The sequence below is a fragment of the Streptomyces sp. NPDC037410 genome (genome assembly GCF_055602235.1).
Window position 1 is genome coordinate 180949 of sequence record NZ_JBVJWR010000001.1, and the last position, 14278, is coordinate 195226.

Annotated in this window: 13 protein-coding genes and 2 pseudogenes; 10 read left to right on the forward strand and 5 right to left on the reverse strand. The window is 71.3% G+C overall.

What is annotated here, in order from left to right; genetic code table 11:
- Positions 1-64: 64 nt before the first annotated feature.
- Entirely contained in the window at positions 65-466 is a 402-nt protein-coding gene (locus tag ACZ7HT_RS00840; RefSeq protein ID WP_471159018.1) for an aggregation-promoting factor C-terminal-like domain-containing protein, read from the forward strand.
- 188 nt (positions 467-654) lie between these two features.
- On the opposite strand, the gene ACZ7HT_RS00845 is transcribed toward ACZ7HT_RS00840, so the two are convergent.
- The gene (locus ACZ7HT_RS00845; RefSeq protein ID WP_471158343.1) at positions 655-1824 is read right to left on the reverse strand and encodes a steroid 3-ketoacyl-CoA thiolase; all 1170 of its coding nucleotides are present in this window, start codon (positions 1822-1824) and stop codon (positions 655-657) included.
- Positions 1825-2052: 228 nt separating this feature from the next.
- On the opposite strand from ACZ7HT_RS00845, the gene ACZ7HT_RS00850 reads away from it, so the two are divergent.
- The 3 genes from ACZ7HT_RS00850 to ACZ7HT_RS00860 all read left to right on the forward strand — a co-directional run bounded on the left by ACZ7HT_RS00850 (position 2053) and on the right by ACZ7HT_RS00860 (position 5190).
- Positions 2053-3339, forward strand: a complete 1287-nt coding sequence (locus ACZ7HT_RS00850; protein WP_471158345.1) for a cytochrome P450 — start codon at positions 2053-2055, stop codon at positions 3337-3339.
- Positions 3340-3427: 88 nt separating this feature from the next.
- The gene (locus ACZ7HT_RS00855) at positions 3428-4525 is read left to right on the forward strand and encodes a DUF2330 domain-containing protein (protein WP_471158346.1); all 1098 of its coding nucleotides are present in this window, start codon (positions 3428-3430) and stop codon (positions 4523-4525) included.
- Positions 4522-5190, forward strand: a complete 669-nt coding sequence (locus ACZ7HT_RS00860; protein ID WP_471158347.1) for an O-methyltransferase — start codon at positions 4522-4524, stop codon at positions 5188-5190. The genes ACZ7HT_RS00855 and ACZ7HT_RS00860 overlap by 4 nt, the downstream gene beginning before the upstream one ends.
- A 12-nt stretch (positions 5191-5202) precedes the next feature.
- Here the strand turns inward: ACZ7HT_RS00860 and ACZ7HT_RS00865 are convergent, their stop codons facing one another.
- The 3 genes and pseudogenes from ACZ7HT_RS00865 to ACZ7HT_RS00875 all read right to left on the reverse strand — a co-directional run.
- A complete protein-coding gene (locus ACZ7HT_RS00865) occupies positions 5203-5607 on the reverse strand; it encodes a hypothetical protein (RefSeq protein WP_471158348.1) in 405 nt (134 codons plus the stop codon).
- Positions 5608-5664: 57 nt separating this feature from the next.
- A complete protein-coding gene (locus tag ACZ7HT_RS00870) occupies positions 5665-6864 on the reverse strand; it encodes a serpin family protein (RefSeq protein WP_471158349.1) in 1200 nt (399 codons plus the stop codon).
- A 43-nt stretch (positions 6865-6907) separates the two neighbouring features.
- A pseudogene (locus ACZ7HT_RS00875) lies at positions 6908-7854 on the reverse strand (RNA-guided endonuclease InsQ/TnpB family protein); the annotation flags it as partial.
- Positions 7855-7859: 5 nt separating this feature from the next.
- Between ACZ7HT_RS00875 and ACZ7HT_RS00880 the strand changes: the two are divergent.
- The 3 genes and pseudogenes from ACZ7HT_RS00880 to ACZ7HT_RS00890 all read left to right on the forward strand — a co-directional run.
- A pseudogene (locus ACZ7HT_RS00880) lies at positions 7860-8069 on the forward strand (NUDIX hydrolase); the annotation flags it as partial.
- A gap of 53 nt (positions 8070-8122) precedes the next feature.
- Complete coding sequence (locus tag ACZ7HT_RS00885) at positions 8123-8437, forward strand: antibiotic biosynthesis monooxygenase family protein (protein WP_471158350.1); 315 nt, start codon at positions 8123-8125, stop codon at positions 8435-8437.
- A gap of 54 nt (positions 8438-8491) precedes the next feature.
- On the forward strand, positions 8492-8977 hold the full coding sequence (locus ACZ7HT_RS00890; protein WP_471158351.1) for a GNAT family N-acetyltransferase: 486 nt from the start codon (positions 8492-8494) through the stop codon (positions 8975-8977).
- A 10-nt stretch (positions 8978-8987) separates the two neighbouring features.
- On the opposite strand, the gene ACZ7HT_RS00895 is transcribed toward ACZ7HT_RS00890, so the two are convergent.
- On the reverse strand, positions 8988-11003 hold the full coding sequence (locus tag ACZ7HT_RS00895) for an MDR family MFS transporter (protein ID WP_471159020.1): 2016 nt from the start codon (positions 11001-11003) through the stop codon (positions 8988-8990).
- 240 nt (positions 11004-11243) lie between these two features.
- On the opposite strand from ACZ7HT_RS00895, the gene ACZ7HT_RS00900 reads away from it, so the two are divergent.
- From ACZ7HT_RS00900 to ACZ7HT_RS00910, 3 genes are all read left to right on the forward strand, one after another.
- Positions 11244-12464 carry a peptidoglycan-binding domain-containing protein gene (locus ACZ7HT_RS00900; RefSeq protein WP_471158352.1) on the forward strand — a complete coding sequence of 407 codons (1221 nt, stop codon included), beginning with the start codon at positions 11244-11246 and terminating at the stop codon, positions 12462-12464.
- A 129-nt stretch (positions 12465-12593) separates the two neighbouring features.
- The gene (locus ACZ7HT_RS00905; protein WP_471158353.1) at positions 12594-13262 is read left to right on the forward strand and encodes an HAD-IA family hydrolase; all 669 of its coding nucleotides are present in this window, start codon (positions 12594-12596) and stop codon (positions 13260-13262) included.
- 264 nt (positions 13263-13526) lie between these two features.
- A complete protein-coding gene (locus ACZ7HT_RS00910) occupies positions 13527-14177 on the forward strand; it encodes an HNH endonuclease family protein (protein ID WP_471158355.1) in 651 nt (216 codons plus the stop codon).
- Positions 14178-14278 lie beyond the last annotated feature (101 nt).

The following is a 14278-nucleotide window of genomic DNA, read 5'->3' on the forward strand; positions in this document are numbered from 1 at the left end:
CTCTGGTTCCGGCATGCCGAAAGCGCCCGGCGCGACCCTTGTCCCCGACGTTAGGTATGACGTTTTGTTCCGCTCGATCGCCACTCGTGTCAACGCCCGCAAGAAGACCTTCGCTGTTTCCGCCGCTGTGCTCGTCGGCACGTCGGCCGCGGTGCTGGGCACGACGGGTTCGGCCTCGGCCGCCTCGGAGCAGGAGATCGCCCGCCAGATCGTCCCGCCGGCGCAGTTCGCGTCGTTCAGCAAGATCGTCGAGCACGAGTCCGGCTGGAACCACACCGCCACCAACTCGTCCTCGGGCGCCTACGGCCTGGTCCAGGCCCTGCCGGCCTCGAAGATGTCCTCGGCCGGTGCCGACTGGAAGACGAACCCCGCCACCCAGATCAAGTGGGGTCTCAACTACATGAACGAGCGCTACGGCTCCCCGAACGCCGCCTGGGCGTTCTGGCAGGCCAACGGCTGGTACTAAGAAGCACCTGCCGCAACGCGCATCCGCAAGGCCCCGCCCTCCTCACGGAGGGGCGGGGCCTGCGGCGTTTTCCGCTCGCGGCCCCCGAGGAGCTCGTACCTCCGCATCCCGTGCAGAACGCGGGCGGCGGCGCGGGCGCGGGAGCCTTCGGCCGCCGCGCACCTCTCCGCCCCCCACCGAGGGCGCGGTCAGAGCCGCTGGATGATCGTCCCGGTCGCGAGCGCCCCGCCCGCGCACATGGTGATGAGCGCGAACTCCTTGTCGGTGCGTTCCAGCTCGTGCAGGGCGGTGGCGATGAGCCGGGCGCCGGTGGCGCCGACGGGGTGACCGAGGGCGATGGCGCCGCCGTTGACGTTGACCTTCTCCAGATCCTGGTCGAAGACCTGCGCCCAGCTCAGCACCACCGACGCGAAGGCCTCGTTGATCTCGACGAGGTCGATGTCCTTGAGCGACATCCCGGCCTTCCCCAGCACGGCCCGCGTCGCGTCGACCGGCCCGTCGAGGTGGAAGTGCGGGTCGGCGCCGACGAGGGCCTGGGCGACGATCCTGGCGCGCGGGCGGAGCTTGAGGGCGCGGGCCATGCGCTTGGAGGCCCACATGATGGCGGAGGCGCCGTCGGAGATCTGCGAGGAGTTCCCGGCGGTGTGGACGGCGGTGGGCATGACGGGCTTGAGGCGGCCCAGGCCCTCCATGGTGGTGTCGCGCAGGCCTTCGTCGCGGTCGACGAGCCGCCACATGCCCTGCCCGGCGGCCTGTTCGGCCTCCGTGGTGGGGACCTGGACGGCGAAGGTCTCGCGCTTGAAGCGCTCCTCGGACCAGGCGACCGCGGCCCGTTCCTGGGAGAGCAGGCCGAGGGAGTCGACGCGCTCGCGGGTGAGTCCGCGGCGGCGGGCGATGCGCTCGGCGGCCTCGAACTGGTTGGGCAGGTCGACGTTCCACTCGTCGGGGAACGGTTTGCCGGGGCCGTGCTTGGAGCCGGAGCCGAGCGGGACGCGGGACATGGCCTCGACGCCGCAGGAGATCCCGATGTCGATGACGCCCGCCGCGACCATGTTGGCGACCATGTGGCTGGCCTGCTGCGAGGAGCCGCACTGGCAGTCGACGGTGGTGGCGGCCGTCTCGTAGGGCAGGCCCATGGTGAGCCAGGCGGTGCGCGCCGGGTTCATGGACTGCTCGCCGGCATGGGTGACCGTACCGCCGACGATCTGCTCGACGCAGTCGGCGTGGATGCCGGTGCGGCCGAGGAGTTCGCGGTAGGTCTCGCCCAGGAGGTAGGCGGGGTGGAGGTTGGCGAGCGCGCCTCCGCGCTTGCCGATGGGGGTGCGTACGGCTTCGACGATGACGGGTTCCGCGGCCATGAGCTGGTCCTCTCCTCGACCGGACGGGGTGTCCCGGCACCCTGCCCGGTCGGCGTCACGGGGAACTAGTACGCGTTCTAGTTCTGAGTGCAGTCTTATGACTGCTACCGCCGGTACGCAAGGGTTCGGGACGCAACAGTTCCCGTTCCAGCCCTTGCTACTTGTAGAACTCGTTACTAACTTTCCCGGCAACTTCTGATGGTCCATCAGATATGGAGAGTGTTGCCGATGGCCTGCCCCCATCTCCCCGGAGGTCGACTCCCCGAAGGGCATCTCCCCCAGGGGCTCCCCGAGGGGTTCGACGCCACCGACCCCGATCTGCTCCGCGACCGCGTCCCCTTCCCGGAGTTCGCCGAGCTGCGGCAGACCGCGCCCGTGTGGTGGTGCCCCCAGCCCGCCGGCGTCACCGGCTTCGCGGACAGCGGGTACTGGGCGGTCACGCGCCACGCGGACGTCAAGTACGTCTCCACCCACCCCGAACTGTTCTCCTCGAACGAGAACACCGCCGTCATCCGCTTCAACGAGCACATCAGCCGCGACCAGATCGAGGTCCAGAAGCTGATCATGCTCAACATGGACCCGCCCGAGCACACCCGGGTCCGCCAGATCGTCCAGCGCGGCTTCACCCCCCGCGCGATCCGGAACCTGGAGACCGCCCTGCGCGACCGCGCCCGGGCCATCGTCGCCGAGGCGAAGCGCGACACCGACGCCGACGGCACCTTCGACTTCGTCAGCCGCGTCGCCGTCGAACTCCCCCTCCAGGCCATCGCCGAACTCATCGGCGTCCCCCAGGAGGACCGCACCCGGATCTTCGACTGGTCGAACAAGATGGTCGCGTACGACGACCCCGAGTACGCCATCACCGAGGAGATCGGCGCCGAGGCCGCCATGGAACTCATCGGCTACTCGATGAACATGGCCGCCGCCCGCAAGGAGTGCCCCGCCTCCGACATCGTCAGCCAGCTGGTCGCCGCCGAGGGCCAAGGGAACCTCTCCTCCGACGAGTTCGGCTTCTTCGTGCTCCTGCTCGCCGTCGCCGGGAACGAGACCACCCGCAACGCCATCAGCCACGGCATGCACGCCTTCCTCACCCACCCCGACCAGTGGGAACTCTTCAAGCGCGAGCGGCCCGCCACCGCCGCCGAGGAGATCGTGCGCTGGGCGACCCCCGTCGTCTCCTTCCAGCGGACCGCGACCCAGGACACCGAACTCGGCGGACAGGAGATCCGCAAGGGCGACCGGGTCGGCCTCTTCTACTCCTCCGCCAACAACGACCCCGAGGTCTTCACCGAGCCCGAACGCTTCGACATCACCCGCGACCCCAATCCCCACCTCGGCTTCGGCGGCGGCGGACCCCACTTCTGCCTCGGCAAGTCCCTCGCGATCAAGGAGATCGAGCTGATCTTCAACGCGATCGCCGACGCCCTGCCCGACCTCACCCTCGCCGGAGAACCACGCCGACTGCGGGCGGCCTGGCTGAACGGAGTGAAGGAACTCAGGGTCCGGACCACATGACCCCGCTCAACGGCGTGCGGAACTCAAGGTCCGGACCGCATGTCCCGCCCCACGGAACCGGATCTTCCCCGGCCACGTCTGAGCTCCCATGCGGGGGACACACAGCAGAATCCTGACCACCATCATCGCGCTGCTCGCGCTCCAGCTCGGCTCGCTCGTCGCACCGGCGTACGCCTGCGGCTGCGGCGCCATGATCCCGGACAAGGCCCAGCGCATCGGCGTCGACCGGGAGGAGTCGGCCGTCCGCTGGGACGGGCGCACCGAGACCGTCGTCATGCGCTTCAACGTCCACGGGAACGCCACACGCGCGGCCTGGATCATGCCGGTGCCGGGCCGCGCCGACGTCCGACTCGGCGACCCCGCGCTCTTCGACGAACTCGACGGGCTCACCGAGCCCGAGCAGCGCGACCGGTACCACTTCTGGCCGCACGAGGGCGACTGGCCGTTCGACGCCACGTACGGCGACGGGGCCGCCGCCGCCCCACCCACCCGAGGCGGCGTCGGCGTCGTCGGACGCGAACGGCTCGGCCCCTTCGACGTGGCCCGGCTCACCGCCACCGACCCCGAGGCCCTCGGCGACTGGCTGCGCACCAACGGCTTCGACCTGCCCGAGCGGCTCACCGGCGCCCTCCAGCCGTACGTCGAACGGAAATGGGAGTACGTCGCCGTCCGCCTGGCCCCGCGGGAGCAGGGCGCGACCCTCTACGGCGAACTGACCCCGCTGCGGATCGCCTTCGCCTCCCCCGAACTCGTCTACCCCATGCGCCTCTCCCGCCTCGCCCGCACACCCCAGACGCTCGGGCTCTACGTCCTCGCCGACCACCGGATGGAGCCCCGCTCCCCCATCGGCGGCGACCGCCCGGAGGTGACGTTCGCCGGCCGGATCGAGCGGCCCGAGGGCGCGGTCGCGGAGCTCGCGGGCGACCGGCCGGTCCTCCTGACCGTCCTGGAGCAGCACTTCCCGCACCCCGAGCGGATCGACGACGACCACCACCTGCGGACCGTCGCCGACACGCCGTACCGCGAGATCGAGTACACCGACCGGCTGCTGACCCTGGGCGGCGTCCCGGTCTGGCTCCTCACGGCCGGCGGCGGCCTCCTGTCGGCCGCGCTGCTCGCCGTACGAGCCGTACGGGTGAAAAGGCGGCGTCCGGCCGGGGCCCCAGGTGTACGTTCCTCGGCATGACGAACCCTCAGTGGACGGCAGTGGACCACTACTTCACCGAGACGATCGCCCCCGCCGACGCGGCGCTCACGGCGGCGCTCGCCGACTCCACGGCGGCGGGCCTGCCGGAGATCGCCGTCGCGCCCAACCAGGGCAAGCTGCTCCACCTGCTCGCCTCGATCCAGGGCGCGCGGACCATCCTGGAGATCGGCACCCTCGGCGGCTACAGCACGATCTGGCTGGCCCGCGCGCTGCCCGCCGACGGGCGGCTGATCACCCTGGAGTACTCCCCGGCGCACGCGGACGTGGCCCGCGCCAACATCGCCCGCGCCGGCCTCGACAAGCTCGTCGAGGTCCGCACGGGCGCGGCCCTGGACACCCTGCCCCAGCTGGAGACGGAGGGCGCGGGCCCCTTCGACCTGGTCTTCATCGACGCGGACAAGGTCAACAATCCGCACTACGTGGCGTGGGCGCTGAAGCTCTCCCATCCGGGCACGGTGATCATCGTCGACAACGTGGTGCGCGAGGGCCAGGTCGCCACCCCGCACCCGGACGACCCGGCGATCACCGGGACCCGCGCGATGTTCGACCTGATCGCCGCGGAACCGCGCCTCGACGCGACGGCCCTCCAGACGGTCGGCACGAAGGGCTACGACGGCCTGCTGCTGGCCCGCGTCGTCAGCTAGGACCGGCCAGGGCTACTTCCACTCCCAGACCGTGCCCGTCACCTTCCCGTTCTCCTCGGCCGCGTACTCGAACACGGCGGCTATCCCGTTGAGCCGGACGAAATCGGCGGCGGCGGTCTCGTAGAAGAGGGCGCCCCGCCAGTCCACCCCGCCGGACTCGTTGAAGCGGCCGACGCCGGTGCCGTGCCAGGTGATCGTTTCCCCGCCCTGGGTCATCGTGATCCCCTGGCCCTCACCGAAGAGGGTGCCGTCGGGCCGTGCGACCGACTCGTACGTCGCCAGGTCCTTGACGGCCACGCCGAGCAGCGTGCCCGTCGCCTGGACCGAGGCCTCCGTGACGGCGTGACCGCCGTCCGTGGACAGCACCCGTACGGCTGTCGTCTCTCCTGAAATCGTGCCGAGCTGCTCGCCGAGCATAGTGGGACTCCTCTCCGGATCCCCCTCCTTCCGGACTACGCCCACCGGCGGGCGTCGTCAAACGGAGGCGCCGGGCGCACTGGACCGCCAGCCGGCGAAGAACGGCAGCTCGCCCGCGTCGTCCAGCACCACCACCCCGAACGGCCGGTCGAAGGCGATCCGCTCCACCACCTCGTGGCGAGGCGGGGCCGCGCCACGGGTCATCGTCACCTGGGTGACGGCGGCCGCCTCGACACCCTCCTCGGAGACCTCGACCACCGCCGTCTGCGCGACCTTGCCGATGTACGAGTCGGCCGCGGAGATCCCCGAGAAGTCGGCATCGGGACTCAGGGCCCGGATGACGCCCAGCGCCGCCAGGTGTTCGCGCGCGTCGGTCGTCGTACGGAGCGAGAAGCGCGGCAGGGCGAGGTCGGCCGACTCGGCCACGAGCGGCCGCCACACCCCGGGCGCGGCCCAGGCGGCGGGCAGCACCTCGGCGGGCCCGGCACCCTCGGGCCCGAGCACGAACCGCACGCACACGCCCTGGTGGCTGGGCAGCTCGACGACGGTGACCCCGTCCACGTACCAGACCCAGGCGGCCGGGATCCGCTTGTGCATGGTCGGTACGGGCCGGGTGTCGCCGTACCCGTCGGTGAAGGGCACGTCGCGGGTGAGGTGAGCGGGGAAGGCACTCAGCCAAGAGGCCTTGAGAGACAGCGCGTTGAGCAGCACCAGATCCTCGGAGCCGTCGAGCTCGACGGGCATCCGCCGGATCAGCCCACCGGTGACCTGCCGCACCCACGCATCGACCTCCCCCTGAAAATCGGGAAGTTCACCGAAGGACAAGTCATCGGTGGCGGGGAACACCTCGTCGGGCAACGCGAACAGAGCGGCCCAGGGCAACACCCCGAACCGCACATCGGGCACCCCTCGCCGAAACCCCTCCCGCACCGGCACCGCACTCCACACCCCGGTAGCCACCCCGACCCCGTCCAAGGCCGCGACATGCCACCCCACCCGGGTCACGGCCTCGGCAGCCGCCTCCCCCTGAACCCCGAGCAGCACCCCCAACTCGTCCCCGGTCGACCCCCGAGCCCCAGCCGCCACGACCCCGAGCCCCAGCCACAACCCGACGGGCGACACGACGAAGTCCCCGTCCCCGAGGAGAGCCGGCCAACGCGCGGCCAGATTCCGTATGGCATCCGCTTCGGTCCCCGGCTCAGGGCTGTGCATGCTGTGCCTCCCGACATCGCGCTTTCGTCGTGCCTCCATGAGCATCTTGACTGCTCCCCTGCCTGGAAAGGCGAGGATTCCTGGCTCAGGAGTTCTTGTCCCGGGACCGGGACACCCCACACGCGGTGCACGTGTAGATACGCTCGGACAACGGCAGTGCGTGCTTGGTTCTCGCCCCGCAAGCTGCGCAGTCCATGGTGGTGTGAGCCGGATCGACGAGTCGAACGTCCCGGCCGTGCTTTCGCCCCATCTCGACGAGTGCCTTCTTGGTGGCACCGATCGCCGCATCAGCGGCTTTGCGAGCCATTGTGGTCTTGGTGAGGAACTTCGGCCGAAAGTCCTCGACGGCGATCGCGTCGTGATCTCGGACGTCCTTCCTGGCCCATTTACGGCTGGTGTCCTCCCGCCGACGGGCTGCCTTCTTGTAAGTCTTCGCACGCAGCCTTTGCGCCAGCTTCGCCTGGGCCTTCCGCCCGTGCTCCGCGTGCGGCAGATCGTGGTCGTCCGACGTGGTGGTGGCGATTTCACGAACGCCCCAGTCCACGCCAATCGTCCGCCCGCTCCGCGCTAACGGTTGAACCTCTGCGGGAACGACGAACGAGGCGTACCAGTGCCCGAGGCTGTCCCTGTACACACGCACACTCGAAGGGCGGGCCGGCAGGCCACGCGACCACACCACGCCCAGCACGATCCCACCCGCCAGACAAAGCCGACCGTCCCTGAGGCGGAAACCGTTCCTGGTGTAGTTGAGCGTGGGCTCGGCCTGACGCTTCTTCTTCCACCTCGGCATCCCGGCCCGGCGGTGCATCGGCAGCCGCCCCGTGATGTCCTTCTGCGCCTTGGCCCGGAGGCACCGAAGTCTCGGATGGTCTGCTGCTGAGGAACGCTGGCCCCCTCGGAGAGCCAAGGAGTCGTCCGCCTCGCCTCGGTCAACATCCTGTCGAGCTGAGCCGGACCACAGGTCGACCTGGAGTCGGGGTGGTTCCTGTTGTGCAGGTGTACGGACTTGACCTTGGCCACGCACTCGTTCCAGATCCACCGTCGGGACGTACACGGATCCCCGCCATGTCATCGCGCACAGCGACGGAGAGGTGCGCCGGCAGTTCAACATCTGTTTCACGGCCCGGATCACGGACGGCAGCCTCGCCATTTCGGAGGAGAGTACGGAGCTCCGCTTCGTGGCGCCCCAGGAACTCGACTCGCTCCCCATGCACCACACCCAGCGGCTGCGCATCTGCCACCTGGGATAGCGTCCACTGAGAGCCGGGCGCGGCGCCCGGCCCGTACGTACTGAGAGGGTCGTATGCCCAGCGTGGTGAAGATCAACGTCCTGACCGTGCCGGCCGAGCAGCGTGAGGTGCTTGAGCAGCGGTTCGCTTCTCGGGCCGGGGCCGTGGAGGGGTCCGACGGGTTCGAGTGGTTCGAGCTGCTGCGGCCCGTGGAGGGCACCGACCAGTACCTGGTGTACACGCGCTGGCGCAGCGAGGAGGACTTCCAGAACTGGATGAGCGGTTCCATGAAGGACGCCCACCAGGGTGGGGGCGAGCGGCCGAAGCCCGCTGCCACCGGCTCGACCCTGTGGTCGTTCGAGGTCGTCCAGCAGGCTTCGCCGAAGTAGCCCCGGAGCACACCGGATTTATTCGGCGGCGCGTCTCGTCGTGCGGGTCGCACAATGGCCCGCATGACCTGGACCTTCACTCCCGAGCGCGTCGACACCGCGGACGCGACCGCTCTGCGGCGCGACTACTACGGCGATGTGGCCGGCCGGTACTGGAAGCGGCCGGCGACCGAGGCGGAGATCGACGAGGGGCTGGCGAACGACGGGGTCGAGCTGTTGACCCCGCCGACCGGGCAGTTCCTGGTGGCGCGGTTCGAGGGGAAGCCGGCCGGCTGCGGCGGGGTCCTGATGCTGGACGGCGAACGCGCCGAGCTGACCCGGGTCTTCCTGCGGCACGCCTTCCGCGGTGCGGGCGGCGCGGGCGCCCTGCTGCGGCGGCTCGAGGAGGAGGCGCGTGGCCTCGGCGCGCGCCGGATGGTCCTCAACACGCGCCTCGACCTGGTCGAGGCGCGCGCCCTGTACACGCGGCACGGGTACGCGGAGATCCCCGCGTACTGCTCGGGGCCGTACATGGACATCTGGTACGGCAAGGAGCTCTGAGCCCCGTCCGTCATTCCGGGGGTTCAGAGGGGTGCTTACCGTCCGGGCCGGACAGCTCGGCCGTCAGTTCCTCCGCCAGCTGCACGAGGTCGGTGGGCCGGTCGGGTCGCCACCGGTCGCCGAGGAGTTCGGCGAGCGACTCCTCCCGGGCCCTGGCCAGTGCCGCCGCCGCTCGTACGCCGTCCTCGGTGAGGACCAGCTGGGCCCCCTCACGGGCCACCAGGCGCCGCTCCTCCACCTGCCGGGACGCCTCCGTGATCACCCGCAGGGGTACGGGGGTGACCTCGGCCAGCCGAGAGGGCTCGACGGTCCCGTGGCGGCGGACCCGCAGCAGCAGCCAGCTCGCGGCGGGCTGCAGGTCGAGCCCGGCGCGCTCGGTGATCTTCACGTAGACCTCCTTGCGGCCCTCCCTGGAGCCGAGGAGGGCCAGGGCGCGGCTGACGTGATCGTCGGGGGGCCGGCCGGCGTCGGGCGGGGTGACCGGGCCGCGCAGCCTGTCCTCCTTCAGGAGGCAGGCGAAGACGAAGGCGACGAGGACGACGGGCGCCGCGTACAGGAAGACGTCCGTGATGGACGTGGCGTACGCGTGGAGGACGGACGGCCGCAGCTCGGGCGGGAGCTGGGCGATGGCGCGCGGGTCGGCGGCGACCCGGCCGGGGCCGGTGCCGGGCGGGAGCTGCGTACCGGCGCCCGCGAACACCGTGGCGAGTTCGTCGGTGAGCCGGCTGGTGAAGATCGTGCCGAAGACGGCGACGCCGAAGGATGCTCCGATCGAGCGGAAGAAGGTGACTCCGGAGGTGGCGACGCCGAGGTCCCCGTACGAGACGGCGTTCTGCACGACCAGGACGAGGACCTGGATGACGAGGCCGAGTCCGGCGCCGAAGACGAAGAAGCAGAGGCTCATCGACCAGGTCGAGCTGGTCTCCGTCAGCCTGTGGAGGAGGAGCAGGCCGAGGCAGGTGAGGGCGGTGCCGGCGACGGGGAAGGCCTTCCAGCGGCCGGTGCGCGAGACGACCTGGCCGGAGGCGGTCGAGGTGATCAGGACGCCGAGCACCATGGGCAGCATGTGGACGCCGGACATGGTCGGCGTGACGCCCTGGACCACCTGGAGGAACGTCGGCAGGAAGGTCATCGCGCCGAACATCGCGAAGCCGACGACGAAGCTGATGACCGAGACGAGACTGAACGTCCGGATCCGGAACAGCTTGAGCGGCAGCACGGGTTCCGCCGCGCGCCGCTCGACGTACAGGAACCAGACGAGGAGTACGGCTCCGAGGGCGGCGAGCCCGATGATCTGCGGCGAGCCCCACGCCCAGGTCGTGCCGCCGAGCGAGGCCACCAGGACCAGACAGGTGGCGACCGAGGCGATGAGGAAGGTTCCGAGGTAGTCGATCGTGTGCCGGGTGGAGCGGACCGGGATGTGCAGCACGGTGGCGATCACGAAGAGGGCGACGACGCCGATCGGCAGGTTGATGTAGAAGACCCAGCGCCAGGACAGGTGCTCGGTGAAGAGCCCGCCGAGCAGCGGGCCGAGGACGCTGGTGCCGCCGAAGACGGCGCCGAAGAGGCCCTGGTACCTGCCGCGCTCCCGGGGCGAGACGAGGTCGCCGACGATCGCCATCGACAGGACCATGAGGCCGCCGCCGCCGAGGCCCTGGACGGCGCGGAAGGCGATGAGCTGCGGCATGTTCTGGGCGGTGCCGCAGAGGGCGGAGCCGACGAGGAAGAGGACGATGGCGCCCTGGAACAGCTTCTTGCGCCCGTACTGGTCGCCGAGCTTGCCCCAGAGGGGGGTCCCGGCCGTCGACGCGAGCAGGTACGCGGTGACCACCCAGGAGAGGTGCTCCAGGCCGCCGAGCTCGCTGACGATGGTCGGCAGAGCGGTGGAGACGATGGTCTGATCGAGTGCGGCGAGCAGCATGCCGAGCAGCAGCGCGCCGATCGCGACGAGGACGGTGCGGCGGCTCTGCCCCTCCCCGGGCACGGGGGCGTCGCCTAGCTGGGACGGGCTGGTGTCCTGGGCCATGGGGTCTCCGTCTCGGTCTCCCGCCTCGGTCTCCGCCTCGGTGTCCGGCGCGGTCTCGGCCTTGGAATCCGGCTCGGTCTCCGGCTCGGTCTCGGCCTCGGCCTCCGGCTCCGTGGGCGGCGGCTCCTCCATCCTGATCGGAATGTCCGGTTATGGCCTGCGGAAGGGCACGGTCGTTCGCCTGCCATACAGGGGCAGGCTGCATAATCCCTCGCAGTGGTATCGGGGAGGGGACCCATCATGACCGGACACGTCTGTCCTGAATGCGGTGTACACAGACCTGGCTGCGCCTGCGCCAGGGCGGCGGAGACGGCGCGCGCCGAGGACTTCGACCCGCTGCGGATCAGGCCGTACGTCACCCTGGACGCGCCCGAGGGGCCGGACGGGCGGTACGGGGCGGGGCCGGACCCGCAGTACGGGGCGGGGGCGGACCCGCAGTACGGGGCGGGGGCCGGGGTGGCCGGGCCTGGACCCGACGGGCAGCCGACCGCCCACCTGCCGGCGTACGGGACGGGGCCCGGGCCCGACGCGCAGCCGACCGCCCATCTGCCGGCGTACTCGACCGAGGACCCGCCGACCGCCCAGCTGGCGGCGATCCGCCCGGGCGACCCCACGGCACCGATACCGGCGACGTACGCGGGCGCCGCTGGCCCGGAGACGCACCCGGGCGCCGCGGGCTCGGAGCCGCACCCGGGCCCCGCGCGTTCGGAGCCGTACCCGGCCGGCCCCGGCTCGGAGCCGTACCCCGGACCCGTCCACCCCGGCGCCTCGGGCGACCCCTCCGAGACGATGCCTCTGCTGCTGCGCGGCATCGGTGACGTACCGCCCGGGCACGGTCAGGAGCGGGCGCGGGCCCGGCGTCGCAGGCGCGGCGTCGTGGCCGCGGCGGTGACCGCCGTCGCCGTGGCGGGCACCGCGGCCCTGGCGGCGGTGGTCCTCGGGGGCGCGGACGACACCGGCGACCGGGCGGCGGTGCCGGAGGTGACCACGAGCGCGTCCCTGAACGTCGCCGTGTCGGAGGCGCCGTCCCCCTCCTCCGAGACCCCGGAGCCGACCACGTCCTCCCCGACCCCGGAGCGGACGTCCGCGTCGCCGTCCCCGACCCCGAGCCGGACCACGGCGAGCCCGAGCGCATCGACGAGCGAGGCCGCCCCTCCGGCCGCCGCCCCCTCCGCGGCTCCGACGACCGCGGCGCCGACGACGGCCACGCCGTCCCCGCGGCCGACCGAGGAGACGGCGGTCACGCTGCAGATCGGCTCGCGGGGCGACGAGGTGGTCGAACTCCAGATGCGACTGACGCTGGCGGGGGCGTACCACGACAGGATCGACGGGACGTACGACCAGGACGTCTGGCGCGCGGTGAAGAACTACCAGTCCTGGATGTACATCGAGGGCGACCCGAAGGGCGTGTACGGCCCGAACACGCGTGAGGCCCTGGAGCGGAGCACCTCGCTGCAGTGAGGGTGGTGGACCGGTTGGCCAAGACGGCCCCCGGTTTTGTATCGTAGAAGAACAAAGTGGCCCCGCCCGCACTCCCTGACCGGTGGGCGGGACCACTTCGTTCTCCGCGCCACCCCCTCTGGAGACCCGATGCCCGCCACCACCCCGGCAACGCTCACCGCCCGCGCCCTCCTCCTCGACATGGACGGCACCCTCGTCAACTCGGACGCCGTCGTCGAACGCTGCTGGCGCCGCTGGGCGGACCGGCAGGGGCTCGACGCGGGCGAGGTGCTCCGGGTGGTCCACGGCCGCCAGGGGTTCGCGACGATGGCCGTCCTCCTCCCGGACCGCCCGATGGAGGAGAACCACGCGGACAACCGGGTGATGCTGGCCGAGGAGACCGCCGACCTCGACGGGGTCGTGCCCGTCCCCGGCGCCCCCGCCTTCATGGCCGCGATCGCCGACCTCCCGCACGCCCTGGTGACCTCGGCGGACGAGGCGCTGGCGCAGGCCCGGATGGACACGGCGGCGCTCCGGATGCCGGAGACCCGGATCACCGCGGAGAGCGTCGGCGCCAGCAAGCCGGACCCCGAGGGCTTCCTGAAGGGCGCGGCGGCGCTGGGCTTCGACCCGGCGGACTGCGTGGTCTTCGAGGACTCCGAGGCGGGCATCCAGGCGGGCCGCGCGGCCGGCATGCGCGTCGTGGGCGTGGGCCCGCGCGCGGCGGCCTTCGCGCCGGACGTGCGCATCGCCGACCTGACCCGGCTGCGGGTGGAGCCCGCGGCGGACGGCTCGATCACGCTGACCGTCCTGACGTAACCCCACCCCCCTCCTTTCTGCTCGCGCGCGGCCGGACCTTCCGGCCGCGCGCGAGGCGTTTGTACGGAATCTCCGCCCACCCGGCGGAATCTGTCACTCCATCAGAAGTGCCGCACCCCTTGATGTGACGTGCCCATGTCGCCACCCTGTTACCTGGCGCACGCCCCACGGAAACCTGGCGCCGCCACGATGACCGGGCCCGACCGCCCGGCACCCAGCGGGGACGACGACAGGCCAAAGTCCCCCCACATCAAGGGAGTTCACATGCCCTCCGGCATGATCTACGCGCGTCGACTCGCCGTTCTCGCCACCTCCGCCGCCCTCACCGTCACCGGCCTCCTCGCCACCGCCCCGGCGGCGCAGGCCGCCATGCCGACCCCGGTCAGCGCCGCGACCGCCCGCACCTACCTGGCCGCGCTCACGGTCAAGGCGGCGGGCTCCACCACGGGGTACAGCAGGGACCTCTTCCCGCACTGGATCACCCAGTCCGGCACCTGCAACACGCGCGAGACGGTCCTCAAGCGCGACGGCGTGAACGTCGTCACCGACGCCAACTGCGCCGCGACCAGCGGCAGCTGGTACTCCGAGTACGACGGCGCCACCTGGACCCTCGCCTCCGACCTCGACATCGACCACATGGTCCCGCTCGCCGAGGCCTGGCGCTCGGGCGCGAACTCCTGGACCACCGCGCAGCGCCAGTCCTTCGCGAACGACCTCACGCGGCCGCAGCTCATAGCCGTCACCGACAACGTCAACCAGTCCAAGGGCGACAAGGACCCGGCGACGTGGCTGCCCCCGCGGACGGCCTACCGCTGCACGTACGCCAGGGCGTGGGTGCAGGTGAAGTACTACTGGAACCTCAGCATCGACTCCGCCGAGAAGAGCGCCCTCCAGTCCGTCCTCAACGGCTGCTGACCGCCCTCCCCCTGAGCTCGCGTCAGCGACGGCCGCCGGGGAGTGAGCCTCGCCACAGACTCCCCGGTGGCCGAATGTTGAACTTGCAAGCACAAGTGAGG

Coding starts and splice junctions, on each gene's coding strand:
- ACZ7HT_RS00885 (WP_471158350.1), top strand. CDS start 8,123: ATGCCCAGCGTGGTGAAGATCAACGTCCTGACCGTGCCGGCCGAGCAG.
- ACZ7HT_RS00855 (WP_471158346.1), top strand. CDS start 3,428: ATGCGGGGGACACACAGCAGAATCCTGACCACCATCATCGCGCTGCTC.
- ACZ7HT_RS00910 (WP_471158355.1), top strand. CDS start 13,527: ATGCCCTCCGGCATGATCTACGCGCGTCGACTCGCCGTTCTCGCCACC.
- ACZ7HT_RS00895 (WP_471159020.1), bottom strand. CDS start 11,003: ATGGCCCAGGACACCAGCCCGTCCCAGCTAGGCGACGCCCCCGTGCCC.
- ACZ7HT_RS00860 (WP_471158347.1), top strand. CDS start 4,522: ATGACGAACCCTCAGTGGACGGCAGTGGACCACTACTTCACCGAGACG.
- ACZ7HT_RS00865 (WP_471158348.1), bottom strand. CDS start 5,607: ATGCTCGGCGAGCAGCTCGGCACGATTTCAGGAGAGACGACAGCCGTA.
- ACZ7HT_RS00850 (WP_471158345.1), top strand. CDS start 2,053: ATGGCCTGCCCCCATCTCCCCGGAGGTCGACTCCCCGAAGGGCATCTC.
- ACZ7HT_RS00870 (WP_471158349.1), bottom strand. CDS start 6,864: ATGCTCATGGAGGCACGACGAAAGCGCGATGTCGGGAGGCACAGCATG.
- ACZ7HT_RS00905 (WP_471158353.1), top strand. CDS start 12,594: ATGCCCGCCACCACCCCGGCAACGCTCACCGCCCGCGCCCTCCTCCTC.
- ACZ7HT_RS00900 (WP_471158352.1), top strand. CDS start 11,244: ATGACCGGACACGTCTGTCCTGAATGCGGTGTACACAGACCTGGCTGC.
- ACZ7HT_RS00845 (WP_471158343.1), bottom strand. CDS start 1,824: ATGGCCGCGGAACCCGTCATCGTCGAAGCCGTACGCACCCCCATCGGC.
- ACZ7HT_RS00890 (WP_471158351.1), top strand. CDS start 8,492: ATGGCCCGCATGACCTGGACCTTCACTCCCGAGCGCGTCGACACCGCG.